This is a genomic window from Variovorax sp. 160MFSha2.1, assembly GCF_048305075.1.
GTDB classification, from domain to species: domain Bacteria; phylum Pseudomonadota; class Gammaproteobacteria; order Burkholderiales; family Burkholderiaceae_C; genus Variovorax; species Variovorax guangxiensis.
The window spans coordinates 3,010,522-3,034,987 of record NZ_CP157624.1 but is presented as its reverse complement, the minus strand read 5'-3'; the positions used below and the strand labels follow the sequence as shown (position 1 = coordinate 3,034,987).

The 24,466-nt window shown below is 68.2% G+C and carries 25 protein-coding genes; 12 read left to right on the top strand and 13 right to left on the bottom strand.

The window, feature by feature from the left end; translation table 11 throughout:
• Genes ABL838_RS13650 through ABL838_RS13635 form a run of 4 tightly spaced genes read left to right on the top strand, consistent with a single transcriptional unit; the run spans position 1 to position 4,755 of the window.
• The gene (locus ABL838_RS13650; RefSeq protein WP_418125632.1) at positions 1 to 1,434 is read left to right on the top strand and encodes a TolC family protein; all 1,434 of its coding nucleotides are present in this window, start codon (positions 1 to 3) and stop codon (positions 1,432 to 1,434) included.
• Positions 1,434 to 2,420, top strand: a complete 987-nt coding sequence (locus tag ABL838_RS13645) for an HlyD family secretion protein (RefSeq protein WP_418125631.1) — start codon at positions 1,434 to 1,436, stop codon at positions 2,418 to 2,420. Before ABL838_RS13650 ends, ABL838_RS13645 begins: the two co-directional genes overlap by 1 nt.
• Before the next feature lie 11 nt (positions 2,421 to 2,431).
• A complete protein-coding gene (locus ABL838_RS13640) occupies positions 2,432 to 3,616 on the top strand; it encodes an ABC transporter permease (RefSeq protein ID WP_418125630.1) in 1,185 nt (394 codons plus the stop codon).
• Complete coding sequence (locus ABL838_RS13635) at positions 3,616 to 4,755, top strand: ABC transporter permease (protein ID WP_418125629.1); 1,140 nt, start codon at positions 3,616 to 3,618, stop codon at positions 4,753 to 4,755. Before ABL838_RS13640 ends, ABL838_RS13635 begins: the two co-directional genes overlap by 1 nt.
• On the opposite strand, the gene ABL838_RS13630 is transcribed toward ABL838_RS13635, so the two are convergent.
• Positions 4,752 to 5,387: a TetR/AcrR family transcriptional regulator gene (locus ABL838_RS13630; RefSeq protein ID WP_184638402.1), complete on the bottom strand. Its 636-nt coding sequence runs from the start codon at positions 5,385 to 5,387 to the stop codon at positions 4,752 to 4,754. The genes ABL838_RS13635 and ABL838_RS13630 overlap by 4 nt on opposite strands.
• Positions 5,388 to 5,518: 131 nt before the next feature.
• Here ABL838_RS13630 and ABL838_RS13625 point away from each other — a divergent pair, with 131 nt between their 5' ends.
• The gene (locus ABL838_RS13625; RefSeq protein WP_418125628.1) at positions 5,519 to 6,361 is read left to right on the top strand and encodes a metal-dependent hydrolase; all 843 of its coding nucleotides are present in this window, start codon (positions 5,519 to 5,521) and stop codon (positions 6,359 to 6,361) included.
• A gap of 24 nt (positions 6,362 to 6,385) precedes the next feature.
• On the opposite strand, the gene ABL838_RS13620 is transcribed toward ABL838_RS13625, so the two are convergent.
• From ABL838_RS13620 to ABL838_RS13585, 8 genes are all read right to left on the bottom strand, one after another.
• Positions 6,386 to 6,973: a hypothetical protein gene (locus tag ABL838_RS13620; protein ID WP_184638407.1), complete on the bottom strand. Its 588-nt coding sequence runs from the start codon at positions 6,971 to 6,973 to the stop codon at positions 6,386 to 6,388.
• Between the two features lie 249 nt (positions 6,974 to 7,222).
• Positions 7,223 to 7,453 carry a hypothetical protein gene (locus ABL838_RS13615; RefSeq protein ID WP_019653008.1) on the bottom strand — a complete coding sequence of 77 codons (231 nt, stop codon included), beginning with the start codon at positions 7,451 to 7,453 and terminating at the stop codon, positions 7,223 to 7,225.
• Positions 7,440 to 7,802, bottom strand: a complete 363-nt coding sequence (locus tag ABL838_RS13610) for a hypothetical protein (RefSeq protein WP_418125627.1) — start codon at positions 7,800 to 7,802, stop codon at positions 7,440 to 7,442. Before ABL838_RS13610 ends, ABL838_RS13615 begins: the two co-directional genes overlap by 14 nt.
• Positions 7,803 to 7,828: 26 nt before the next feature.
• Positions 7,829 to 8,761 carry a DUF6999 family protein gene (locus tag ABL838_RS13605; RefSeq protein WP_418125626.1) on the bottom strand — a complete coding sequence of 311 codons (933 nt, stop codon included), beginning with the start codon at positions 8,759 to 8,761 and terminating at the stop codon, positions 7,829 to 7,831.
• The gene (locus ABL838_RS13600; protein ID WP_418125624.1) at positions 8,745 to 10,661 is read right to left on the bottom strand and encodes an iron-containing redox enzyme family protein; all 1,917 of its coding nucleotides are present in this window, start codon (positions 10,659 to 10,661) and stop codon (positions 8,745 to 8,747) included. Before ABL838_RS13600 ends, ABL838_RS13605 begins: the two co-directional genes overlap by 17 nt.
• A 3-nt stretch (positions 10,662 to 10,664) precedes the next feature.
• Positions 10,665 to 11,603 (bottom strand): fatty acid desaturase family protein, encoded by a 939-nt coding sequence (locus ABL838_RS13595; protein ID WP_418125623.1) that lies wholly within the window; start codon positions 11,601 to 11,603, stop codon positions 10,665 to 10,667.
• Positions 11,584 to 12,357 carry a sterol desaturase family protein gene (locus ABL838_RS13590; protein WP_418125622.1) on the bottom strand — a complete coding sequence of 258 codons (774 nt, stop codon included), beginning with the start codon at positions 12,355 to 12,357 and terminating at the stop codon, positions 11,584 to 11,586. Before ABL838_RS13590 ends, ABL838_RS13595 begins: the two co-directional genes overlap by 20 nt.
• A 9-nt stretch (positions 12,358 to 12,366) precedes the next feature.
• Complete coding sequence (locus ABL838_RS13585) at positions 12,367 to 13,944, bottom strand: phospholipase D family protein (protein WP_418125621.1); 1,578 nt, start codon at positions 13,942 to 13,944, stop codon at positions 12,367 to 12,369.
• Positions 13,945 to 14,098: 154 nt separating this feature from the next.
• On the opposite strand from ABL838_RS13585, the gene ABL838_RS13580 reads away from it, so the two are divergent.
• A complete protein-coding gene (locus tag ABL838_RS13580) occupies positions 14,099 to 14,653 on the top strand; it encodes a peroxiredoxin (protein ID WP_418125620.1) in 555 nt (184 codons plus the stop codon).
• 62 nt (positions 14,654 to 14,715) lie between these two features.
• Positions 14,716 to 16,149 carry an aldehyde dehydrogenase family protein gene (locus tag ABL838_RS13575; RefSeq protein ID WP_418125619.1) on the top strand — a complete coding sequence of 478 codons (1,434 nt, stop codon included), beginning with the start codon at positions 14,716 to 14,718 and terminating at the stop codon, positions 16,147 to 16,149.
• A gap of 35 nt (positions 16,150 to 16,184) precedes the next feature.
• Here ABL838_RS13575 and ABL838_RS13570 read toward each other — a convergent pair whose 3' ends face one another.
• Both ABL838_RS13570 and ABL838_RS13565 read right to left on the bottom strand, forming a co-directional pair.
• Positions 16,185 to 17,048 (bottom strand): ZIP family metal transporter, encoded by an 864-nt coding sequence (locus ABL838_RS13570; RefSeq protein ID WP_418125863.1) that lies wholly within the window; start codon positions 17,046 to 17,048, stop codon positions 16,185 to 16,187.
• 70 nt (positions 17,049 to 17,118) lie between these two features.
• Positions 17,119 to 17,754 carry a superoxide dismutase gene (locus tag ABL838_RS13565; protein ID WP_418125618.1) on the bottom strand — a complete coding sequence of 212 codons (636 nt, stop codon included), beginning with the start codon at positions 17,752 to 17,754 and terminating at the stop codon, positions 17,119 to 17,121.
• A gap of 195 nt (positions 17,755 to 17,949) precedes the next feature.
• Between ABL838_RS13565 and ABL838_RS13560 the strand changes: the two genes are divergently transcribed.
• From ABL838_RS13560 to glp, 5 genes are all read left to right on the top strand, one after another.
• Positions 17,950 to 18,633: a hypothetical protein gene (locus ABL838_RS13560; RefSeq protein ID WP_418125617.1), complete on the top strand. Its 684-nt coding sequence runs from the start codon at positions 17,950 to 17,952 to the stop codon at positions 18,631 to 18,633.
• An 88-nt stretch (positions 18,634 to 18,721) separates the two neighbouring features.
• Entirely contained in the window at positions 18,722 to 20,005 is a 1,284-nt protein-coding gene (locus ABL838_RS13555; protein WP_418125616.1) for a serine hydrolase domain-containing protein, read from the top strand.
• Positions 20,006 to 20,063: 58 nt separating this feature from the next.
• Entirely contained in the window at positions 20,064 to 21,221 is a 1,158-nt protein-coding gene (moaA, locus tag ABL838_RS13550; RefSeq protein WP_418125615.1) for a GTP 3',8-cyclase MoaA, read from the top strand.
• Between the two features lie 14 nt (positions 21,222 to 21,235).
• A complete protein-coding gene (mobA, locus tag ABL838_RS13545; protein WP_418125614.1) occupies positions 21,236 to 21,877 on the top strand; it encodes a molybdenum cofactor guanylyltransferase MobA in 642 nt (213 codons plus the stop codon).
• A 1-nt stretch (position 21,878) separates the two neighbouring features.
• Positions 21,879 to 23,195 carry a gephyrin-like molybdotransferase Glp gene (gene glp, locus ABL838_RS13540; RefSeq protein WP_418125613.1) on the top strand — a complete coding sequence of 439 codons (1,317 nt, stop codon included), beginning with the start codon at positions 21,879 to 21,881 and terminating at the stop codon, positions 23,193 to 23,195.
• Positions 23,196 to 23,217: 22 nt separating this feature from the next.
• On the opposite strand, the gene rnhA is transcribed toward glp, so the two are convergent.
• Together rnhA and ABL838_RS13530 are read right to left on the bottom strand one after the other, a co-directional pair.
• The gene (gene rnhA / locus ABL838_RS13535) at positions 23,218 to 23,667 is read right to left on the bottom strand and encodes a ribonuclease HI (RefSeq protein WP_126019079.1); all 450 of its coding nucleotides are present in this window, start codon (positions 23,665 to 23,667) and stop codon (positions 23,218 to 23,220) included.
• Between the two features lie 40 nt (positions 23,668 to 23,707).
• The gene (locus ABL838_RS13530) at positions 23,708 to 24,466 is read right to left on the bottom strand and encodes a class I SAM-dependent methyltransferase (RefSeq protein ID WP_369662450.1); all 759 of its coding nucleotides are present in this window, start codon (positions 24,464 to 24,466) and stop codon (positions 23,708 to 23,710) included.

Here is a 24,466-nt window from a genome sequence, read left to right as displayed (position 1 = left end):
ATGACGACACGAACCTGCCACGCCGCAAGCCCCATCAAGCTGAGCCTGTTTCCGGCATTGCTCGTGCTGTGCGGCGCCGCGTTCGCACAGACCGGCGAAGACACCCTTTCCCTGAGCTTCGACGCGGCCCGCGCCCGCATGCTCGACCGCTCCGACAAGCTGGCCGCGGCGCGCGCGGCCGTCGACGCCAAGGAACTGCAGAGCCAGGGCCTCAAGAGACTGGGCGGCCCGTCGATCAGCGTCTCTGGGCTGGCCTATGCCTACAACGCGAACCTGAACCTCGACCTCGATCCGCTCAACCAGCGGCTTGGGCAACTCGGCTCCTCGCTGCCGACTTCCATCCAGAGCGTGATCGCGCGCGTGCCGATTCCGCAGCTGCCCAACAGCTACACGCTCAACCGCCACGACACCGGCGCCAACGCGTCGATCTCGGCCGTGTGGCCGCTCTACGTGGGCGGCGCGACCGACGCGGTGCGCGGCTTCGTCTCGGCCCAGACGCGCGAGGCGCAGGCCGACGCCGAACAAGCCGGCCACGAGGTCGACACCCTGCTCGTGCAGCGCTACTTCGGCGCGCAGCTCGCCCGTCGCGCTGCCGCCCTGCGCCTGCAGGCCGAGCGCACTATCGCGCAGCACGACTCGGCGGCGCAGAAGATGCTGGCGGCCGGCGTGATCTCGCGCGTCGAGCGGCTGCAGGCCAGCGCCGCATATGAAGAAGCCCGCCGCAACGCACGCAAGGCCGAGAACGATGCGGCGCTGGCCTCGGTGGCGCTGGCGCGCACGGTGCGCGCCGATGGCAGCGTGGCACCGCAGACGCCGCTCTTTCTCATCAGCACGCCGATCGAGCCGCTGAACTACTTCATCGATTCGGCGCTCATGCGGCATCCGGGCCTGGACAAGGTCGCGGCCAGGAAGTCGCAGGCCGAGCAGCTGCACGAAGGCGAAGAGGCGCTGCGCCGCCCGCAGGTGATCGCCTTCGGCACGCGCGAGCTCAAGAGCGGCAACGCCGACTGGGTGGCCGGCGTCGGCGTGCGCTGGACGCTTTACGACTCGGTCGACCGCGACAAGCTCTCCGCCGCCTCGCTCAAGCAGGTCGAGCAGGCCGAGCGCACCGATGCGCAGGCGCGCAGCGACATCTCGCTGCTGGTCGAGCGCAACTGGCGCGCGCTGGAGAACGCGCGGCGCCAGTACCTGGAGATGAAGGCCTCGGTCGAGCTGGCCCAGGAGGTCGTGAAGCTGCGCACCGCCGGCCTGCGCGAAGGCACGAGCACGACGCTCGACCTGATCGACGCCGAGACCAACCAGGCGAAGGTGCTGACCGAACGCGCGCAGGCCGCCAACGACTACGTGCAGGCGCTCGCGCAGTTGCTCGAGAGCGCGGGGCTTTCCGAGAAGTTTTCCGACTACATCGCGCGTGCCGACGTGAAGGTGAATTGATGATGAGTGCCAAGACCCGAAAACTGATCGCGATATTCGCCGCCCTGCTCGTGCTGGCGCTGCTCACCTGGGGCTTCTGGCGCGCCTCGCGCCCGGCGCCCGAGGTGTTCCAGGGCCAGATGGAAGCGCGCGAGACCGACGTCGCCGGCAAGGTGACGGCGCGCATCGCCGAGGTACCAGTGAAGGAAGGCGACCGCATCCAGGCCGGCACGGTGCTGGTGCGCATGGACAGCCCCGAGGTCCGCGCCAAGCTCGCACAGGCCACCGCCGCCGAGCAGGCCGCGCAGGCCGTCGCCGAGAAGGCGCAGAACGGCGCCCGCCCGCAGGAGGTGGAAATGGCGCGCATGCAGTGGCAGCGCGCCGAAACCGCGGCCCAGCTCGCGCAGACCTCGTTCCGCCGTGTCGACGGACTGGCGCGCGAGGGCCTGGTGGCCGACCAGAAGCGCGACGAAGCAGAAGCCAACTGGAAAGCCTCGCGCGACGCCGCCATCGCGGCCAAGGCGCAGTACGACATGGCCCGCACCGGCGCCCGCCCCGAGGACAAGGCGGCAGCCAGCGCGCAGGCCCGCCAGGTCGCGGGTGTGGTGGCCGAGGCCGAAGCCGCCAAGGCCGAGACCGAGCTGCGCAGCCCGGTCGGCGGCGAAGTGGCCAAGGTGCTGGCGAAGGTCGGCGAGCTCTCGCCGCAGGGCGTGGCGGTGGTCACGGTGGTCGACCTGAGCGACCAGTGGGTGGTGCTGAACGTGCGCGAAGACCGGCTCTCCCGCTTCGCGCTCGGCAACGAGTTCGACGCGCATCTGCCCGCGCTGCCCGAAGGCAAGCGCACCGCCCGCTTCAAGGTCTACTACAGCGCCGTGCTGCCCGACTTCGCGACGTGGCGAGCCACGCGCGGCGGCACCGGCTTCGACGTGCGCACCTTCGAGGTCCGGGCACGTCCGCTCAAGCCAATCGAAGGCGCGCGGCCCGGCATGAGCGTGCTGGTCGACTGAGACCATCCGCGATGAGCCTCCGCGGCTTCTCCACCGCCAGCGCAAGGCGCGAGTTCGCGCTGCTGCGCACGCGACCGTGGGACCTCGCGATGATCTCGTGGGTGCCGCTGCTGGCGGTGTTCCTGATCTGGTGGATCTTCTCGGCCGGCCTGCCCGAGCGGCTGCCGATCGGCGTGCTCGACCAGGACCACTCCTCGCTCTCGCGGCAGGTGGTGCGCTTTCTCGATGCCACGCCCGGCCTGCGCGTGGCGCAGCGCTACAGCGACGAAGCCGAGATGGCGCGCGCGCTCACAAGCGGTGACGTCGACGCGGCGGTGCAGCTGCCGCGCGAGCTGAGCCGCGACGTGAAGCAGGGCCGCGTCGGGCAGATCGTGCTGCTGCACAACGCACAGCTCGGCACGCATTCGAGCCTGATCCAGCGCGACGTGCGCACCGCTGTGGGCACCGTATCGGGCGGGGTCGAGCTCACGGTGCGCAACAAGCGCGGCGAGTCGATGAAGGCGGCGCGCGTGAGCATGGAGCCGATCAAGGCGAGCATGGTGGCACTTTTCAACACGTCGACCGACTACGAGCAGTTCCTCGGGGCTGCGCTGATTCCGGCGCTGCTGCACATCCTCGCGATGACGGCCGGAGCCTGGGCAGTGGGCCGCGAGCTGCGCGACCGCAGCATCGGCGAATGGCTGGGCGCCTCTCCCCGCTGGCACGAGGCGCTGGCCGCGCTGGTGGGCAAGCTGGCGCTGGCGTTCGCAAGTCTTTCGGCGGTCGCGCTGGCGGCGATGCTGTGGATCACCGCGGGCCGGGGCTGGCATCCGGCCGGCTCGCTCGGGTGGACACTCTTCGCGCTGCTGGTTTTCCTGGCGCTGTCGATCGCGCTGGGAGCTTTCGTGGCGGCACTCACGCGCTCGCTGCGCACCGCCCTGTCGGCCACGGGTTTCATCACGGCGCCGGCCTTCGCGTTCGGCGGTGTCGGCTTTCCGCTGGTCGCGATGCCGCTGCTGGCGCAGGCCTGGGCCAAGCTGCTGCCCTACACGCACTACATCCGCGTGCAGATGGAGCAACTGCAGATGGGCGCGCCGGTGGCGTACTCGGTGGCCACGCCGCTGTGGATGGTGGTGGGCACGGGCGTGCTGATGGCCGCATGCGCCGGGGCGCTGGTGAAGGTGGCCAAGGCGCCCGAAAGCTGGGGAGGACGCTGATGGCTGACGAAGCCCTTCGCTTCGGCTCCGCATGGCGCGAGACGGCGCTCGCGGTGCTGCGCGACAAGGGCGTGCTGCTGATCATGCTGCTCGCGCCCGTCATCTACGGTTTCTTCTATCCGTGGCCCTACGGCACGCAGGCGGTGACGCGTGTGCCGGTGGCGGTGGTCGACCAGGACCACACCGGCCTCTCGCGGCAGATCGCGCGCTTCGCGCTGGCCAATCCGAGGCTGGACGTGCGCATGGTCACGGGCGACGTGGGCGAGGCGCAGCAGGCGCTGTGGCGCGGCGAGATCGAGGGCTATGCGCTGCTGCCGGCCGACCTGAAGCGCAACGTGCTGCGCGGGACCTCGGCGGTGGTCACCATCGAGGGCAACGGCGCCTATGCGCTGCTGAACAAGGCGGTGCTGTACGGCTTCTCGGAGGCCGTGGGAACGGTCTCGGCCGGGGTGGAGATCCGCAAGCTGCAGGCCGGCGGCCAGAGCGCGGTGCAGGCGGCACGCAGCCGCAGTCCGCTCAACACACAGCTGGTCGCGCTGTTCAACCCCACCGAGGGCTACGGCAGCTACGTGGTGCCGGCGGTCGCCTTGCTGATATTGCAGCAGACGCTGCTCATGGGCGTGGCGATGCTGGCCGGCACCTGGGCCGAGGCCGGGCGGCTGCGCGCGTCGATGGGCGCCTGGCTGGGGCGGCTGGGGGCGCTCTCGGGCTTCGGCTTCCTGAGCGGGATCTTCTACTTCGGCTGGGTGTTCTTCCTCCAGGACTACCCGCGCGGCGGCAATCCCCTGGGGGCGCTGGTGCTGCTGGCGTTCTATGTGCCGGCGATCTGCACGGTGGGGTTGCTGCTGGGCTGCTGGTTCCGCGATCGCGAGCGGGCCCTGCAAGTGCTGCTGTTCACCGCGCTGCCGATGGCATTCCTCTCGGGGTTCTCGTGGCCCGTGGAGGCCCTGCCGGAGCCGCTGCAGGCTCTGCGCTGGCTCTTTCCGAGCACGGCGGGCATCCAGGCCTCGCTGCGGCTCAACCAGATGGGCGCGCCGCTGCATGACGTGCTGCCCTATCTGGGCGTGCTGCTGTCGCTGACGCTGGCGGGGCTGCTGGTGCTCCGCCTCGTGGCCCCGGTGCCGGCGAAGCCGACCTAGCGCCGGCTCTCTGCGGCCACGGCGCGCACCAGCCGCGTGGCGGGCTCCACCAGCTCGCGCAGGTCGCCTGCGCGGTTCTGCTCGATGGCCTGCAGCACCAGTTCGTTGATGCCGCCCACCACCGTCATCGCCATCTGGTTCGTGAGATGCACGGCGGGGCCTTCCGCATCGCCGTTGCCGCTGCTGTTGATGGCGGCCTGGATGAAATTGGCGATTTCATCGTTCACCCTGCGACGCACCGCGAGACCGGGAAGACCGAGCCCGAGGATCTCGACGAAGAGCGTGCGCAGCAGTACCGGGTCCTGCGCGAGATAGTCGAAATACGCCGTCATGGCCTGCTCGACCTGCGCATGCCAGGGCTGCGCCGGATCGAAGGCCTCGCTCACTGCCTGCAGCGCGAGCCGGCTGGCGGCTTCATAGAGCGCGATCAGGCATTCGGTCTTGGTGCTGAAGTGCTCGTAGAAAGTGCGGCGCGACACCGCGGCCTCGCGCACGATGTCGGCGATGGTGGTCTCGGCGTAGCCCTTGGCCGCCACGGCATGCGCCATGCCCTGCAACAGGCGCGCGTAGTGCTCGCTTCCGGGGCCGTCGCCAGACTTGGAGGGCGCTGCTTTTTCGATGGTTTCGCTCATGGACGACACATTTTCCTACGCTCGGGTACTTGACAGTACCAATTCACAATTGCAACATGGCAGCATGCGGTACGCAGATGTACCAGCATTCCAGCTCCACGCAATCAGTGCTTTTTCCGAGGCTTGTTCCCATGACCGATCTTGTCGTACGCCGCCTTCTGATCGACCTGCAACCGCCTTTCGCCCGCGACTGGTGCGGTGGCGACGCATTCTCGACCGCCTTCTTCAACGCCCTGTCGATGAGCTTTCCCTTCGGCGAGCAGTTCTTCATCGACGCGGTGCGCGATGCCGTCGCCACGCTGCCGCCCGAGGTCCAGGAGCAGTACAAGGCCGACGTGCGCGGCTTCATCGGGCAGGAAGCCACGCATCGGCGCATCCATTCGCTGTTCAACAACCATCTCGAGAAGCAGGGGCTGGTCGACCGCTGGACCGCCCGCGCCAGCAAGCGCATGGAGCTGATGGAAGGCGCCGATCCGCGCCACGCGCTGGCGGTGACGGCAGCCACCGAGCATTTCACGGCCATGTTCGCCGAGTGGCTGCTGGCGCACCCCGCCGTCCTCGACGGTGCCGAACCCCGGCTGCGCACCATGTGGCTGTGGCACAGCGCCGAAGAACTGGAGCACAAGAGCGTGGCCTTCGACATCTACAAGGCCGCGGGCGGCTCCGACGAATGGCGCACGCGCTGGTTCCGCCGCGTCACGATGATGTTCCTGGGCGACCTGATGCGCCAGACCATCGACAACCTGCGCCAGGAAAAGCAGTTGTGGAAATGGTCGACCTGGAAAAGCGCCGCGCGCATCCTGCTGAGCCGTGATGGCTTGCTGCGCGGCAATCTCGCCGGCTGGCGCAGCTACCTGCGCCCGGATTTCCACCCGATGCAGCAGGACAGCAGCCTTTCGACGCGCTGGCTCGCGGACAACCGGGCGCAGTACACGCCGGTGGGCGCGGCACCCGAGGCGGCGGCGGCGCGCTGACGGCGCCGGACCGCGCCCAATCGCTCAGAAGAAGGTGGCGCGGGTCGTCGTGTTGCCACCGGCCTGCTGGTGCTCGGGGCGCATCTGCAGGTCGTGCAGGGTGTCGAAGTCGGACGGGGCATCCGGCACGCGCATCACCACTTCCAGCTCGTGCATCGACGCGACCCAGCGGCCGGCCGGGGAGTCGGCCGGCTCGTCGTTGGCGAACACGCCGTCGCGGATGTAGAGGGTCTCGCCTTCCGGGCGCTCGGCGTGCAGTTCGACCAGGCGGGCGATCGAGAAGTTGTACGTCACGAGCTTCTCGCGCGTCTTGCGGTCCTTGCCGCCGCAGTTGAACGAGCCTTCGGCGGCGATGACGATGCAGGAGCCGTCCACGCCGCCGTCCATCTCGATCTCGTTGCCCGAGCGCCAGATGGCGTTGGGCAGGCGCACGCGCACCTTGTCAATGACTAGGTCGCGCTGCTTGTTGAGGCTGCCCAGGGGAGGCACCAGCGAGCGCAGCTGGCGCAGGCGCTCGGCAAAGGTGTCGTCCATCAGGAATTCGACGTGGTGCGTGGCGCTGCCGGAGGAGCGCTTGACCACCTGCATGATCACGTGACGCGACTTAGCCATGGCGGAACCCTTCTGGAAAGGTCGAATTCCATGTCCCGCATTGGGTGTGGACAGCGTGGCAGCAATTCATTGGAAATCAGCTACTAGTAGAACCTTTGATTACATGCAATTACATGCATCATTTGTGTCCAACTGTATAGCGATTACCGGGAATGTGGAAGGCCAATCCGTGACTTATGCACGAGGAAATGTCTCCAAAATGCCTCTCCGATGTGGTAGCAGCCAGCCCGCACCAGAGGCAGGACGCCCTTACTCCAGGGCTTCGTCGAGCGCTTTGCAGGAAGGCGCGCAGACGGTCTGCGACTTGCCCAGCACCTGACGGGTGCGCAGTTGCGAGCGCACGCGGTGCTTGCCGCACATGAAGCACGACATGGTCGCCCCGCTGAAGGAGGCCGAGGCGCGAAATGGCGACCCCGGCGCCTTCGACTTGTAGCGCAGGCCATCCGCCACCACTGCCGTCTTCACTTCACCCTTCGCCATGCATTTGATCCTTGATGTTCGGTTCTGCACGGCGCATCGCGCGTGCAATGGCTTCCCGGGCGCTGATTTCGGCCGCCAGGGAAGCGTCCAACGCCGAGCGGCAAAGCCCGGCGTGCTGGTAGTTGAGGTTCTCGTACACCTCTGCCGCGGCCGGATACGCATCGAGCAGGCGACCGAGTTCGGCGCCCTGCCCTATGTCCTCGAACTCGTGCACGAGGTGTTCGACCACGGAGCGGTACTGCTCTGCACCCACGGGTACAGGGCTGTGCTCGAGCTTTTCCAGCAGTTGCGCCAAAACATGGGTCACCGCCAGATCGGCCTTGGAAGACGGATTATCGGTCGTGTTCATGATCGGCATCTGGGGGCAGCATACGCCTATGCAAGTGGCTGCTCGTACAGGGTTGTCTCCGGCTGGCCGGCAGTTTCGTCCTTTGCGGCCTTCTGCTGAGTCACCTGCATCCGCTGAAGCAGGCTGTGGAGCATTTCGGTGGACAGCCCGTGGATCACCAGCCGGTGCCCCGCCCGCAGGGTCGACAGCGGCACCAGCGGGTGCTTGTTGTTGACCAGGATCAGGTGCTCCGGAGCGTTCAGGATGGTCGCCGCGTAGATGCCGATGGTCTCGTCCAGTTGCAGGGAATTGGCCGCGCGCCAGAAATCGTTGTCCGTGAGCATCAGCTGGTACAGCGGCGTGAAAAGCTCGATGGCGCTTTGCAGGTCCAGAAAGTTGAGCCTGCCCTGCGGCATGTCCTCCAGCCGCAGCCCCGGCTCCCTGATCATCGAGAAATCGACCTTTTCCGCCTTGCACAGCGCCAGCCCCCTCTCGCGCAGCGCTGTGTTCAGCCTGATCACGAAGTTGAAGAGGTTCAGGTCGTGCTTCAGGAACATCTCGTCCTTCAGCGCGTCGATGTCGGCCGGCTCCAGCGGATTGGTGGCCACGGGCGCCGGCGAATTTCGCCCAATGAAGGCCAGGATCTGCGAGCCCAGGTGAAAGTGCCGCAGGATCAGCCAGTTGGCTTCCGGCGACACGAAGCGCTTCAGCCCCCAGGCCAGCAGCCGGTGCAGCAGGATCGAATGCGACCAGTTGCGCGGCACGAACACCTTGGCGATCTGGATCAGGATGATCGTCAGCCGCGCGATCGGCCGCAGGAACGGCAGCAGGTACTGCCGCGAGCCCGAGCTCGAATCGGCCAGCCAGGCCGACTTGACGTCGTCCGGCAGCGGCGTGCTCTGGTCGAGGTACAGCGCCAGCCAGGGGCTGGGGTCGCGCTCGTCGTGGGCTTGCTTCAGGAATTCAGGCGTTCGATCCATGGGGCATCCGCTGCGTGATGTGTTGGAACTGCATCAGGTACAGCGCGGCCGTGTGGCGCGCCGTCTCGACGATCTGGCTGGCGGCGCGCGACTGCCCTTCCACCGCCATCACCATCTCCACCGCCGTGAGCCAGCGGCTGAGGTGGTTCTCGTCGTTGTGGCCGTGGTACTCCAGGAAGCGGAAGGCATCCGGCGGCAGCTTCAGGCTCGCCTTGAGCAGCGGCAGCAGCGCCGGCACGATGCGCTGGCCCGTGCCCTCGATGATGTAGATCGCGCCCAGCAGCCCGATCGGGTCGCGCGTGGCGGCCAGGCCGTGCAGGTAGGCGTTGAGCGCCTCGCCGCCGGGGTTGCGGCGCAGCTCCTCGATGTTCTCGACCGTACCGCCGGCCTTTCGGTAGTCGCTGAAGAGGATGTTGAAGTCGTTCTGCTCCTCGCCCGCGTGCACGCCGATCAGCGAGGCCAGCACCTGGTACGGCTCGCTCAGAGAGGCTGCGCCTTCGCGCATCCACTTGCTGCCCTCGCGCACCTGCGGGACCCACTGCTCCATCCAGTTCAGGTAGTCGGGCACGGCAAAGCGGCGCTCGCGGATCTGGCGGATGAGCGGCGTGCGCCACACGCGCGAACGGTAGTCGTGCCAGATGGCGGCCAACTCGGTCAGCAGCGCGCCCAGCCCTTCGGGCGCGGCTGCGGGGTCGTGCGGGGGCGCGATCAGGAGGTCGTCATCCGGCACGGCCGCGGCGCGTGGCACCACCGCGACGGGCGCCGCATCGACGGCCTCTACTTCCCACAGCATGTACGCCGCCATGAAGCGCCCGGACTCCGGCACGTAGCAGAAGATCTGCTCGCCCGGTTTCAGCGCCTTGGTGTGCAGGAATTCGGCCAGCATCACGAGGATCGACGCCGCCCCCGTGTTGCCGCGCCACGCGAGGTTGCTCCACCAGCGTTCGCGCGGGATCGACAGGTCGGCCTTGGCCATCAGGTCCTCGACCACCGGGATGAACTTCTCCGACGAGTAGTGGCACAGGAAGTGGTCGACCCGCTTCGGATCGACCCAGCCGTCGCGTACCAGCCCCGCGTACTCGTGGATGCCGATGTCGAACAGGTGCGGCAGCAGCCGGATGTCCTGCCTCAGCGACAGCGCCCCCGCCGCCTCGGCCTCGGCCCAGGAGCCGAAGTCCAGATGGCCGCGCACCCGATCCTCGGTCAGCCCCAGCTGCATGCAGACCGGGTAGTCGCCCGAAAAGGCGCGCTGGTGCACCCACTTCAGCTTAAGCCGCAGGCCCCGCGAGCCGGCCAGGGCCGATGCGCTGTCGGACAGGAGCAGGGCTCCTGCTCCATCGGACAGCATCCAGCGCAGGAAGTGCGAGTCGAAGTCGGTCTCGTAGCCGCGTGCCGCGAAGCGCGAACGCTTGAAAAGGCGCGACGGCATCTCGCTGGCAACCGCCAACGACGAGCGGTGCGCGCCCAGCTCGATGCCCTGCGCGGCCGTCTGGATCGCCGACACGCCAGCGGCGCAGATGCCGTGCACCGAATGCGTCTCCATCGGTTGCGCCGCCAGTTCGCCCTGGATCATGTTGGCGAAGCCCGGCATCAGCGCATCGCCGCCCGAGGAGCCGCTGGCCAGCAGCGACACCCGCGAGAGCTCGGCGCCGCCGCGCTGCAGGCAGTCGCGGATCGCGCCGGCCGCCATCTGCGCGTTGGTATGCCGGGTCATGCCCTCGGCGTCGATGGCGTAGTGCCGCGTGAGGATGCCGTTCTCTGCCAGGATGCGCCGCTTGATGCGCTCGGACATGCGGTTGAGCGGCGCGATGTACGCGTCCATGTGATCGTTGGAAACGGGCTCGCCCGGCATGAAATAGCCGGCGCTTTCGAGGTACACGCGTTGGAATGAGACAGGCATGGTTCAGAGAGTTGATGAATCGCGGGGCATCAGCGGGCGGCTGCGAAAACGCGGCCACACGGCCCCCAGCACGAAGACGCGCACCATGTACGGCACCAGCCCGCCCTCGTTGAGCACGGGGTCCACCTGCGCGCGGTAGCGCGTGCGATGCAGGCGGGTGAGCTCGGACCAGTGGGCATGCGGGTTCTCGTGGTGTGCGGTGTGCAGGCCGATGTTGAACAGCAACGGGTTCACCAGCCCTTCGAAATTGCGTGCGTAGTTCAGACGGCTACCCGCGGTATCGCGCGGTGCACCCGGCGGAGCCTTTCGGCCGTCGGCGTGCGCATGCTGCAGGTAATTGGTCGCCAGCAGCCAATGCAGGCCGTGCAACTGCGGCACGATCACGAAGAGCAGCGCCTTGCGCCAGTCGATCGCCAGCAGCACCGCCCAACTCGCCAGCCACACCGCGTATTGCGCGATGCAGTAGCGCCAGGCGCCACGCCGATGGCGCCGCAGCCGGGCCAGCCATGCGAAGAAAAGCGGCATCAGCACCCAGACGGCCTGGAACGGGTGCAGCAGATAGCCCCACAGGTGATTGGTGTCGCCGCCGAAGCGGTAGGTGCGCGCCACGTCCTTCGGGCCATGGCGATGGCGGTGATGGTTGGCCACATGCGCGGGCCAGAACACGAAGGTCGGATGGCCCTGCAGCAGCGTGATCCAGAAATCCGTCAACCGGTTCATGCGCCGGCTGCGCCACATGCGCAGGTGCACGTGGTTGTGGTGGATCACGCCGACGCCCAGCGTCAGGAAAAGCATCAACCCGTACAGCACCATGTCGAAGCCACGGACCCACTGCCACGCCGCCAGCGCGGGCAAGGCGGCGAGATAGGCGAGGCTCTGCCAGTCGCGCCAGTGACGCAAGCTCGGCACGCGGCGGCTCACCTCAGGCCGTGGTCGCGCCATGCTTCTTGCGGAAAGCCTGCAGAACCGGTTCGGCCGCGTCGGCCGCCACGCGCGTGCCGAACAGCCGGTCCATGAAGGTGAACTGGAATCCGTAGTTGCCGTTGTGCACCGCGTGATGCAGGTGGTGCCGGCGGCTCGCCGCGAACCAGTGGCTGTACGAGACGCCCGTGAAGAAGTCGTAGTTCGAATGCCCGACGCAGTTGAAGAACAGGCTGAACACCGGCACCGCCGCCAGCGACCAGAAGCTGAAGTCGTGCATCACCATCGGCAGCAGGATCACGTTGCCCAGCATCAGCGCCTCGACGGGATGGAAGCTGTAGGTCGACCAGGGCGTGGTCACGAACGAGCGGTGGTGCGGCCCATGGAAGCGCCGCAGCCAGCGAGTGTGCAGCAGCCTGTGGTTGATCCAGAAGTGCACGTCGTTCCAGATCGCGAGCACGAAGATTTCTGCCACGATCTGCCGCCATCCCGCATCGGGATCGAGCCTCGCCCAGCCCAGCTGCAGCAGCCCCCACGGAAACACCATGCCCAGCCCGAAGATCAGCACCGACACGCCAGACTGCGTGAGCTCGCGCCGCAGCTGCCCCGGCTGCAGCGGCCGCGGATCGAGCACGCGCCCGACGCCCAGCGCCGGCAGCACGCGCTTCGTCAGCAGCCAGGTGATGGCGCCGAAGCCGAGATAAATGCCGCCGAAGAAAAGCAGGCCCCACAGCATGACCTGCGGGGCGGACAACGAGGTGAAGGTCTGCGCCATCCCCCGAGGCTACAACAGCATCTCGGGGACGATCGGCGCGATCAGCATGTTGTAGAAGCGCTGGAAGAAGCCCGACTCCGGCTCCGAGGTCAGGATCATTTCCTTCTCGCCGTCGTTCGTCAGCCATTGCAGCGTGCCGGTGTCCTTGGCCAGCCGCAGCCGGTAGGAGTTCTGCAGCTTGCTGATGTTGATCACGCGCAGCATCTCGCGCGCCAGCTGCGGGCTGTCAACCACCACCCCCATCTCGGTGTTCTGGCTGGCCGAGCGCGGATCGAGGTTCATCGAGCCGATGAAGATGCGCGTCTTGTCGATGGCCGCCGTCTTCGCGTGCAGCCGCCCGAGCGACTTGCCGAACATGCCGAAGCGCTCGCCCGCGCTGGTGCGCTGCGGGCTCAGTTCGTACACGTCGGCGCCGCTTCGCAGCAGCCGCTCACGGTAGCGCGCATAGCCGGTGTGCACCAGCGGCTCGTCGTTGGCCGCCAGCGAGTTGGTCAGCAGCGTGAGCTTGACCTTGCGCCGCGTCAGGTCCTGGAAGGCCTCCATGCCGCGCTCGCCCGGCACGAGGTAGGGCGAGGTCAGGTCGACCTCCGTCTTGGCGTCCATCAGCAGCCCCCAGACCTTCATCGTGACGCTGGTGGCGATGGCCTCGTCGGCCGTCATGGTCGTGGGCTTGGTGGGCGGATCGGCGATCGCGCGGGCCTCGCCCCACAGGAGCCCCATGCGGCCGGCGTCGAGCTCTTCGGCGATGGGGCCGTAGCCCAGGATGTCCGACGGCGGCAGCACGATCTTCGGCGGCGCGGCGGCCATGCCGACCCAGCCGTCGAAATCGGCGCCCGTCGGCTTGCGGCCGCCCTCGCCCGTCACGATGTCGGCGATGGGCCAGACCTGCTCGCTGTTCCAGTAGGCATCGAAGATCGATTCGAGCTGCGGCACCACCTTGCCGACCACCAGCGCGTCCATGTCGATGAAGTTCTGCGCCTCGCTCAGCACGAAATATTCCTCGGCGATGTTGCGCCCGCCCACCACCGCCATCACGCCGTCGGCGATGAAGAGCTTGTTGTGCATGCGATGGTTGAGCCGCGGAATCTCCCACGGCGAGGCTGCGAAGCGCGACAGGAAGCCGTTGCGTCCGCAGCAGAACGGGTTGAACAGGCGCACGTCCACGTTGGGCGTCTCCGACAGCGCAAGCAGCAGCTGCTGGCTCTTGACCGTGTACAGGTCGTCCACCAGCACCCTCACCTTCACGCCGCGCATCGCCGCCTCGCGCAGCGTGCGCAGCAGCAGCCGGCCGACGGGGTCGTTCTCGAGCTGGTAGTACTGCACCACCAGCGAGCGCTGGGCCCGCTGGGCGAGCTGGATGCGCGCGTCGAGCGAATACACGCCCAGCGGCATCAGCCGGAAGCCCGAATGCTCGTCGGGCGGCGTGGAGGCGGTGGCAATCCTGGCGAGCGTGGTCGAGGGATCGGCGGATGCGGCGAACTCGGCAGGCCGTTCGCGCGCGGGCGGCAGCGAGCCGCAGGCGCCGAGCAACGCCATCAGCGCGCCCGCGAGCGCGATGCGCAGAAATGATTGGAGCCAGGCGTTCATGATCGTGTTTCCATGAGGTCGTGTTCTTGTGGTTTTCTGTCCTTGTGTTCCTGCAGTACGCCGGCCGGTCCGCACCGGTTTCAAGGCGCTTTTCGCCTCCTTTTCGGGAAGGCTCCGGCCTAGAATTCGATCCATACCGCTGCGGAGTTACATCATGGCCCGTTCACTCCCCCACCGCATCGCCTGCCTCGCCTTTTTTGCGGCTCTTACGAATACCACCTGGGCCGCTCTCGACATCGGCGACCCGGTTCCCAAGTTCACCGCCAACGCCGCCCTCGGCGGCAAGACCTTCCGCTACTCGCTGGCCGAAGCGCTCGCCAAGGGCCCGGTGGTGGTGTATTTCTTCCCTGCGGCCGACTCCAACGACTGCTCCATCGAGGCCCACGCCTTCGCCGAAGCCATCGACCAGTTCGCCGCGCTGGGCGCCAGCGTCATCGGCGTCTCGGCCGACGACATAGGTACCCTGTCGAAGTTCTCGGTCAAGTCATGCCAGAGCCGCTTCCCGGTCGCCTCGGACGAGGGCAAGACCGTGATCCAGGGCTTCGACGCCCTGATGCAGACCCGCCCCGACTTCGCCAACCGCCTGTCGTACGTGATCGCGCCGGACGGCAAAGTCGCCTACTACTACCAGAACCTGAATCCGGACAAGCATGTGGAGCGGATGCTGAATGCGGTGAAGGCGCTGCCGAAGACGAGCGCAGCCAAGTAGCGTCCGGGGTCTGAGCCCCGCCGGGCCACGGGTTTGGAATGCTTCGCGCAAAATCCAGCCCCATGCAGCTCAACTACATCGCCAACGCGGACGTCCCGTCCTCCTCCGGCCGCACCCTGCCGGTCATCGACCCCTCCGACGGCCAGCCCTTCGACGAAATCCAGCGCAGCAATGCCGCCGACATCGACTCCGCCGTGCGCGCCGCGCGCGACTGCTTCGATGGCGTTTGGCACAAGGTCAGCGCCGCCGACCGCGGCCGCCTGCTCTTCAAGCTCTCGCAGAAGCTCGCCGAGCACGTCGACGAGCTCGCGCTGATCGAGCAGCGCGACTGCGGCAAGCCTGTCAAGCAGGCACGCGCCGACGCGGTGGCGCTGGTGCGCTACTTCGAGTTCTATGCCGGCGCCTGCGACAAGCTGCACGGCGAGACCATCCCCTACCAGAACGGCTACAGCGTCTTCACCTGGCGCGAGCCGCACGGCGTAACGGGCCACATCATTCCCTGGAACTACCCGATGCAGATCTTCGGGCGCAGCGTGGGCGGCGCCCTGGCGGCGGGCAATGTGTGCGTGGTCAAGCCGGCGGAGGACGCCTGCCTCTCGCTGATCCGCGTGGCGCAGCTGGCGGCCGAGGTGGGGTTTCCGGCCGGCGCACTGAACATCGTGACGGGCTACGGCCACGAGGTGGGCGACGCGCTCGCGCGGCATGCGGGCATCGACCACATCAGTTTCACCGGCAGCCCGAAGATCGGCACGCTGATCCAGCAGGTGGCGGCCGAGCGGCACTGCCCGGTCACGCTGGAGCTGGGCGGCAAGAGCCCGCAGATCATCTTCGCGGACGCCGACCTGGACGCGGCCATTCCGGTGGTCATCAACGCCATCGTGCAGAACGCCGGCCAGACCTGCTCGGCCGGCTCGCGGGTGCTGATCCAGCGCGACATCTACGAGCCGCTACTGGAGCGCCTGGGCCACGCCTTCGAGGCGCTGCGCGTCGGCCCGGCGGCCATGGACCTCGACGTGGGCCCGCTGATCCGCCAGACGCAGCAGCAGCGCGTGTGGGACTTTTTGAGCGACGCCCAGCACGCCGGCATCCCGATGGTGGCGCAGGGCATCGTGGTCGAGGAAGCGCCCGAAACCGGCTTCTACCAGGCCCCCACCCTGCTGCGCGACGTGCCGGTGAACCACCGTCTCGCGCAGGAAGAAGTGTTCGGCCCGGTGCTGGCGGCGATGCAGTTCGCCGACGAGGACGAAGCCGTGGCGCTAGCCAACGCAACGCACTTCGGCCTGGTCGCCGGCGTATGGACGGCCGACGGCGCGCGCCAGTTCCGCATGGCCAAGCGCGTGAAGAGCGGCCAGGTGTTCATCAACAACTACGGCGCCGGCGGCGGCGTCGAACTGCCCTTTGGCGGCGTGAAGTCGTCGGGCTATGGCCGCGAAAAGGGCTTCGAGGCGCTGTACGGATTCACCACCCTGAAGACCGTCGCCGTCAAGCACGGCTGAGGGCCTTGGTTGGCGCGCCCTGCGGGCACGGTGCGTCAGCCTAGCGCTGTGTCGAGCAGCATCATGAGCACGAAGCCGATCATCAGCCCGCTGGTGGCGAAGGCTTCGTGCCCCTTGCGGTGCGACTCGGGAATGATCTCGTGGCTGATCACGAAGAGCATCGCGCCCGCCGCGAAGCCCAGCCCCCAGGGCAGAAGCATCGCCGAGTGGCCGACCACGGCCGCGCCCAGCACGGCACCCAGCGGCTCGACCATCCCGGAGAGCATGCCGATCAGCACGGCGAACCCACGGCTGTAGCCCGCGGCCAGCAATGCCACCGCGACAACCAGCCCCTCGGGCACGTCCTGGATCGCGATACCGGTGGCCAGCGCATCGGCACGCAGCCCGTTGTTGGCCGCGTATCCCACGCCGATCGCCAGGCCTTCGGGCACGTTGTGCAGCGCGATCGCGAAGACGAAGAGCCAGGTGCGGCGCAGCTGCTTGGCGGCATTGCCTTCGCGGCCCTTGATGAAATGCTCGTGCGGCAGCACGCGGTCCATCAGCATCAGCGCGATGCCGCCCAGCAGGATGGCGCAGCCGATCACCCCGCCCGCCGCCCAGCTTCCGCTGCCGAAGGTGCCCGCGTTCTTCGCGGCCTCCAGGCCCGGGATGATCAGCGAGAAGGCGCTGGCCGCCAGCATCACGCCGGCGCCGAAACCGAAGAGGGTGTCCTGCAGCCGCTCGGGCAGCTTCTGCGAGAACAGCACCGGCAGCGTGCCGAGCGCGGTCGCCAGCGCCGCGACCGAGCCGCCGAGCAAGGCGTTCCACACCAGCGGGTCGGATCGCACGAACTGCCAGAACTGCAAGGCGCCGATCAACACGCCGGCCGCGACGATGGCGAAGCCGATCCGTTCGCGCATCGGCCTGGCGGGCCTCGACTGCCTGCCTTGCGCGATGGCGCCCTGTCGCGGCTCGTTCATGGGTTGCTCCTCAACCGCCGGTGGCGGCAGCGTGGCGCCGGGCCACCTCGGCCCAGTTCACGACGTTGTAGAAGGCCGCGATGTACTCGGGGCGGCGGTTCTGGTACTTGAGGTAGTAGGCGTGCTCCCACACGTCGAGCCCGAGAATCGGCGTGTTGCCCGAACCGGTGCCGCGCATCAGCGGGCTGTCCTGGTTGCCGCTGCTTTCCACCGCGAGCTTGCCGCCGACACCGACGCAGAGCCATGCCCAGCCGCTGCCGAAGCGCGTGAGGGCGGCCTTGGTGAATGCGTCCTTGAAGGCGTCGACGCCCCCCAGGTCGGCGTCGATGGCCTTGGCAAGCGCTCCGGTGGGTACCCCGCCGCCGCCCTGGCCGACGGGCGCCATCACGGTCCAGAACAGGGTGTGGTTGGCGTGCCCGCCGCCGTTGTTGCGCACCGGCGCGCGCAGCGCTTCGGGCAGTTGCTCGACACCGGCGATGAGCTCTTCGACCGGCGTTCCCTCGTGCGGCGTGTCTTTCAACGCCGCGTTGAGGTTGTTCACATAGGTCTGGTGGTGCTTGCCGTGGTGGATCTCCATCGTCAGCGCGTCGATGTGGGGTTCGAGCGCGTCGAAGGCATAGGACAAGGCTGGCAGGGTGTACGGCACGGTCGGGAAGCTCCTTGGTTGAAAGAGCCCTTTGCGTTGTCGACATGTGCGTACTCGGGCACCCAAATGATAAGAATTCTCATTGTCTACGTCAAGACATAAAGACCTCGAATGACGCAAATCCGCCAATTCCGGAAGCTTTCGGCAACGATCGATACACTGCCCTACGGCATGTTTTCCGGGAGATCTCCAACGATGAAGCTCGCACGATCCATCTTTCTTCCCCTCGCATTGCTCCTTGGCTGCGGCCTCGCCGCCGCGCAGCCCGCCGGCGACTACATCTACGAGGGGGGCAGCGGTTCGCTGCGCATCAAGCCCAACGGCCACTTCGACATCACCACCATCGGCGCCAACGCCCACACCTGCGCGCTCGACGGCACCATCGCGCGCGGCAAGGCCAAGCTCGACGACACGGGGTGCGTGGTGAACTTCGCGGCCAATGCCGACAAGCTGCAGGTCACGACCAATGGCTCGGACGAGTGCCGCGGCTACTGCGGCATGCGCGCCGTCTTCGAAGGCACCTACATCCGCCCTGCCCCCTCCTGCACCGACAAGGCCGTGAGCAGCACGCGCAAAACCTTCAAGCGGCAGTACGACGCCAAGGACTACGCCGCCGCGCAGACCACCCTCGCGCCCGTTCTCTCGGACTGCGACAGGACACTCGACTGGATCACCAAGGCCTGGCTGCGCAACGACCTCGCGCTCACGCAGTACAAGCTCGATGACCGCGCCGCCTGCCTCAGGACGCTGCAGCCGCTGGCCGAGGACGCCGCCCGCACCGACGACGGCATCAAGGAAAACTACCCACCGGCCGACGCCGACATCTACCTGCCCGTGGTCCGCGCCACGCGCACGAACCTGAAGCTCTGCCGCGGATAGCGCCGGGCTGGTCAGGCACGGGCGGCTCCGGGACCGCCGCGCACGGTTTTCGTTTTTTCATCCACCACAACAAGACGGAGACGACACCATGAAATTCCTGAAGCGCAAGCTGCGCGCCGCAGTGCTCGGCCTGGGCCTGGCCATTCCCCTGCTTGCGGCGGCGCAGCAACTGCCCACGGCCACGCCCGAGCAGGTCGGCCTCTCGACCGAGCGCCTGCAGATGCTCGACAACGTCCTCAAGGCCGACGTGGCGGCCGGCAAGATCCCGGGCGCGGTGCTGCTGGTGGCCCGCCAGGGCAAGGTGGCGTGGTTCGAGCCGGTCGGCAAGCTCGACAGCGCCGCCGGCACGCCGATGCCGCGCGACGGCATCTTCCGCATCTATTCGATGAGCAAGCCCATCACCACGGTGGCCGCGATGATGCTGGTGGAGGACGGCCGCCTGAAGCTCGACGACCCGATCTCAACCTACCTGCCCGAATTCGCGAACATGACGGTGGGCGTCGAGAAGCCCGGCGCCGACGGCAAGCCGGTGCTCGAGACCGTGCCCGCGCGCCGCCCGATCACCGTGCAGGACCTGATGCGCCACACCTCGGGCCTGACCTACGGTTTCTTCGGCCCTGGCCTCGTGAAGCAGGCCTACAACGCCGCCAACCTGGGCGCTGGCGACCCCACGCTGGCCGAGTTCTCCCAGCGCCTGGCGAAGCTGCCGCTGGCCTACCAGCCGGGCACGACCTGGGACTACAGCCAGTCGACCGACATCCTCGGCCGGGTGATCGAGGTGGTCTCGGGCCAGTCTCTCTACCAGTTCGAGAAGGCCCGGCTATTCGATCCGCTGGGCATGAAGGACACCACCTATTACGTGCCCGAGCCGGCCCGCCAGTCACGCATCGCCGAGCCGCTGCCCAACGACCGCAGCTTCGGCGTCGGCGCCGACTTCAACGACCCGCGCATCGTGCGCAAGTACGAATCGGGCGGCGGCGGGCTGGTGTCGACCGCGAACGACTACGCCCGCTTTCTGCAGATGCTGATCAACGGCGGCTCGCTCGATGGCAGGCGCTATCTCGGCCCGCGCACCATCGCCCTGATGACCGCCGACCACTCCAACGCGGGCGCCGGCATCGTGCCCGGCCCGCTCTACCTGCCGGGCCCTGGCTACGGCTTCGGCCTGGGCTTCGCGGTGCGCCGCAACGACGGCGAGGCGCCCTACCCCTCGGCGGGCGGCGAATACAACTGGGGCGGCGCGGGCGGCACCTACATGTGGGTCGACCCGAAGAACGAGATGTTCGTGGTGCTGATGCTGCAGTCGCCGAAATTCAGGACACATTACAGAACATTGACCCGGGACATGATTTATGCGGCCGTGATCAAGTAGCCTGTGTTCCGCAGGCCCTTGGGGCCTGGCGCAAAATCAGGACCCGCCTCGTGAAGCCATGAAGAACAGCAGCAGCACCGTCATTCCGATCTCCAGCATCGGCCGAGCACGCCCTGCGGTGGCCATGCCGGAGGTCGCCGTGCCCGCCACCGGCATGCTGCTCGACCGGCTGGGCCGGCCCCTGACCGACCTGCGCATCAGCGTGACCGACCGCTGCAACTTCCGCTGCAGCTACTGCATGCCCAAGGACGTGTTCGACAAGGACTACAAGTACCTGCCGCACAGCGCCCTGCTGAGCTTCGAGGAAATCACCCGGCTGGCCCGCCTCTTTGCCGCGCACGGCACGCGCAAGATCCGGCTGACCGGCGGCGAGCCGCTGCTGCGAAAGAACATCGAGGGCCTGGTGGAGCAGCTCGCCGAGATCCGCACGCCCGCGGGCGAGCCGCTGGCGCTGACGCTCACCACCAACGGCTCTCTGCTCGCGCGCAAGGCCGCCGGCCTGCGCGCCGCCGGCCTGCAGCGCGTGACCGTGAGCCTGGACAGCCTCGACGACGCGGTGTTCCGCCAGATGAACGATGTCGACTTCCCGGTGGCCGACGTGCTCGCGGGCATCGACGCGGCGCTGGCCGCGGGCCTGGGCCCCGTCAAGGTCAACATGGTGGTCAAGCGCGGCACCAACGAGCAGGAGATCCTGCCGATGGCGCGCTACTTCCGTACCCATCACGCCGGCAAGGTGGTGCTGCGCTTCATCGAGTACATGGACGTTGGCGCCACCAATGGCTGGCGCATGGACGAGGTACTGCCGTCGGCCGACGTCGTCACGCGCATCCATTCCGAATTCCCGCTCGTGCCGCTGGGCGCCACCGCGCCCGGCGAGACCGCCAAGCGCTGGGCCTATGCCGACGGCGGCGGCGAGATCGGCGTCATCAGCAGCGTCACGCAGGCCTTCTGTCACGACTGCAGCCGCGCGCGTCTCTCCACCGAAGGCAAGCTGTACCTGTGCCTCTTCGCGAGCGCCGGCCACGACCTGCGCCCGCTGCTGCGCGGCAACGCCAGCGACGAAGACATCGCTTCGGCCATCGGCCACATCTGGCAGGGCCGAGCCGACCGCTACTCCGAGCTGCGCGCCCTGCGCGGCCCCGATGGCGACAGCGGCAACGGCGACGCCGGCTCCAAGGGCCCGCGCCGCGTCGAGATGAGCTACATCGGCGGATGAGGCAGGCGCCTGCCATGCCCGCGCACGCCAGCATCGCGTCCGCCGACATCACGGGACTGCTGCTGGCCGGCGGCCGCGGCTCGCGCATGGGCGGCGTCGACAAGGGGCTGCAGCCTTTCAACGGCGAACCGCTGGCGCTGCATGCGATGCGCCGGCTGGCGCCGCAGGTCGGCACGCTCATGGTCAATGCCAACCGCAATCTCGCCGAGTACGAAGCCTTCGGCGCGCCGGTGTGGCCCGACAGCCTCGCGGACTACCCTGGCCCGCTGGCGGGCTTCCTGGCCGGGCTGGAGCACTGCGCCACGCCCTGGCTGCTGACCGTGCCCTGCGACACGCCCCTCTTCCCGCCGGACCTCGCCGCCCGCCTCGCCGAAGCGGCGGCGGCCAGCCAGGCCGACATCGCCATGGTGGTAGCGCCCGAGCCCGCCGATGGCGGCGGCACGGTGGAACTGCGCCCCCAGCCTGTCTTCTGCCTGCTGCGCGCCAGCCTTCGCGAAAGCCTGCTTCGCTACACCACGGCCGGCGGCCGCAAGGTCCACGCCTGGATCGCGCAGCACCGCACCGTGCAAGTGCCCTTCGACCGGCCCTGTGACGCGCCCGACGCGTTCTTCAACGCCAACACCCTGGCCGAACTGCACGCCCTCGAAAACCGATGAGATGAGCCGCATCGCAGAACTCGCTTCCGCCCTCGCGGGCCATGACGACGCCGACCTGAGCGTCGAGGCCGTCCACGCCTTTCTTTCCCAGCTGACGGCCACGGCCGTCGTCACCGGGCGCGAGAGCGTCTCGCTCTCTGAAGCGCTCGGCCGCGTGCTGGCCGAGGACATCGTCTCGCCCGTCAGCGTGCCCCCGCACGACAACTCCGCCATGGACGGCTACGCCTTCGACGGCGCCGTGCTGCCCGACAAGGCGCCCAGCGACGCATCCATCACGCTGCGCGTGGTGGGCACGGCGCTCGCCGGAGCCGCATGGCGCGGCGCGCTGGGGCCCGGCGATGCGGTGCGCATCATGACCGGCGCGATGATGCCGGCGGGCCTCGACACCGTCATTCCGCAGGAGTTCTGCAAGGTCGATGGCGACCGCGTCTGCTTCCCCGCCCGGGTGCTGCGCCGCGGCGACAACCGCCGGTTCGCCGGAGAAGACCTCATGAAGGGCCAGCCCGCGCTGCGCAAGGGCGAGCGCCTTTCGCCCGCCGCGCTCGGCATGGTCGCGAGTCTGGGCCTGCCGGGCGTACCCGCACTGCGGCGGCTGCGGGTGGCCTGCTTCTCGACCGGCGACGAAATCCTGAGCCTGGGCGACGCGCCGCGCGAGGGCGCCGTGTACGACAGCAACCGCTACACCGTGATCGGCCTGCTCACGCGGCTGGGCTGCGAGGTGCTCGACCTCGGCCTCGTGCGCGACGACCCGGCCACGCTCGCCGCCACGCTGCGGCGCGCAGCGCGCGAGGCCGACGCCATCGTCACCAGCGGCGGCGTGAGCGCGGGCACGGCCGACCACACGCGCGCCGTGATGCAGCAGCTGGGCGACATGGCCTTCTGGCGCGTGGCGATGCGGCCGGGCCGGCCGCTGGCGGTGGGACTGATTCCTACGGAGGAAAGCGCATCGAAGCCGCCGGCCGTGCTGTTCGGCCTGCCGGGCAATCCGGTGGCAGTGATGGTGACCTTCCTGGCCTTCGTGCGGCCTGCGCTGCTGCGCATGATGGGCTGCCACGAGGCGGCCGCCGCACCGCCGCCGCTGCTGCGTGCACGCAGCACGGGCCCGATCCGAAAGAAGCCGGGCCGCACCGAATATCAACGCGGTTTCGTGAAGGCCGTGCCCGGCGCGCTGCCCGAGGTGTGCGTGGCGGCCAACCAGGGTTCGGGCGTGCTGAGTTCGATGCTGGAGGCCAACGGGCTCGTGGTGCTGCGCCACGACCAAGGCAGCGTAGCGCCCGGCGAGGAAGTCGACGTGATGATGTTCGACGGCGTGATCTAGCCGCCGGAGAACGGGCCCGGGGTCAGATCCGGCCCAGCGCCTTGTCCACGCCCTTGTTGGCCAGCATGTCCGCGCGCTCGTTGCCCGGATCGCCCGAGTGGCCCTTGACCCAGCGCCACTCGATCTGGTGGCCGCCTTCGTTCACCAGCGCGTCGAGCCGCTTCCAGAGTTCGACGTTCTTCACCGGCTCCTTGCTCGCGGTGACCCAGCCCTTGGCCTTCCAGCCGCGGATCCATTCGGTGATGCCCTTGCGCACGTACTGGCTGTCGAGGTAGAGCAGCACCTTGCAAGGCCGCTTGAGCGCGGCCAGTCCTTCGATGACGGCGGTCAGCTCCATGCGGTTGTTGGTGGTGTTGAGTTCACCGCCGAACAGGTCCTTCTCGCTGGTGCCGGACTTGAGCCACGCGCCCCAGCCGCCGGGCCCGGGATTACCCTTGCATGCGCCATCGGTATAGATCACGACTTCGTTCAAGCTGACGTTTCCTTCTTCTTCATTCGATTCCAATCGATCTTCATTTCTTCCAATTCTTGCCGGGCCCGTCGCGATGCACCTTGCCGGCGATGGGCACCGGCGCCGTGGCGCGGGCACCGGCGCGGCGCCAGTCGGCGCTCAGCAGGCGCATGCCGCGCACCCGCTTCACCGCGACCAGGAAGTAGGCCGCGCCGAAGATCGGCCACCAGCGCTCGCCGACGGAGTCCATCCAGCGCAGGCGCTCCAGCCAGGCTTCGCTGCGCACCGCCGGCCGGTAAATGCCGAAGCGACCCGACTCCACCTCGAAGCTCAGCAGGCGCAGCCAGTCGCGCATGCGCCAGTAGCCGATGAACTCGCCGCCCTCGGGCAGGTAGAGATCGCCGATGCCCAGCCTGCGGTAGACATGTGCGCGGCGCTGCCGCATGCCCCAGAGGCTGGTCGGGTTGAGCCCGCAGATGACCACGCGGCCCTCGGGCACCAGCACCCGCTCGACCTCGCGCAGCGTGGCGTGCGGGTCGGGGCTCAGCTCGAGCGCGTGCGGCAGCACCACGAGGTCGAGGCTGTTGGCCGCGAAAGGCAAGGCAGCGAAGTCCGTGAGCAGCGTCGCCTTGCCGCCGCGGGCCGGGTCGTCGAGAGCCAGCCAGCGGTGCGGCATGCGGTTGGCGCGCAGGCCATCGACCTCGGCGGCGCCCAGCTGGAGCGCGTGATAGCCGAATACATCGGCCACCGCCTGATCGAACTGGGCCTGCTCCCAAGCCAGCAGGTACCGCCCCGGGGGGGTCGCGAACCAATCCTGCAA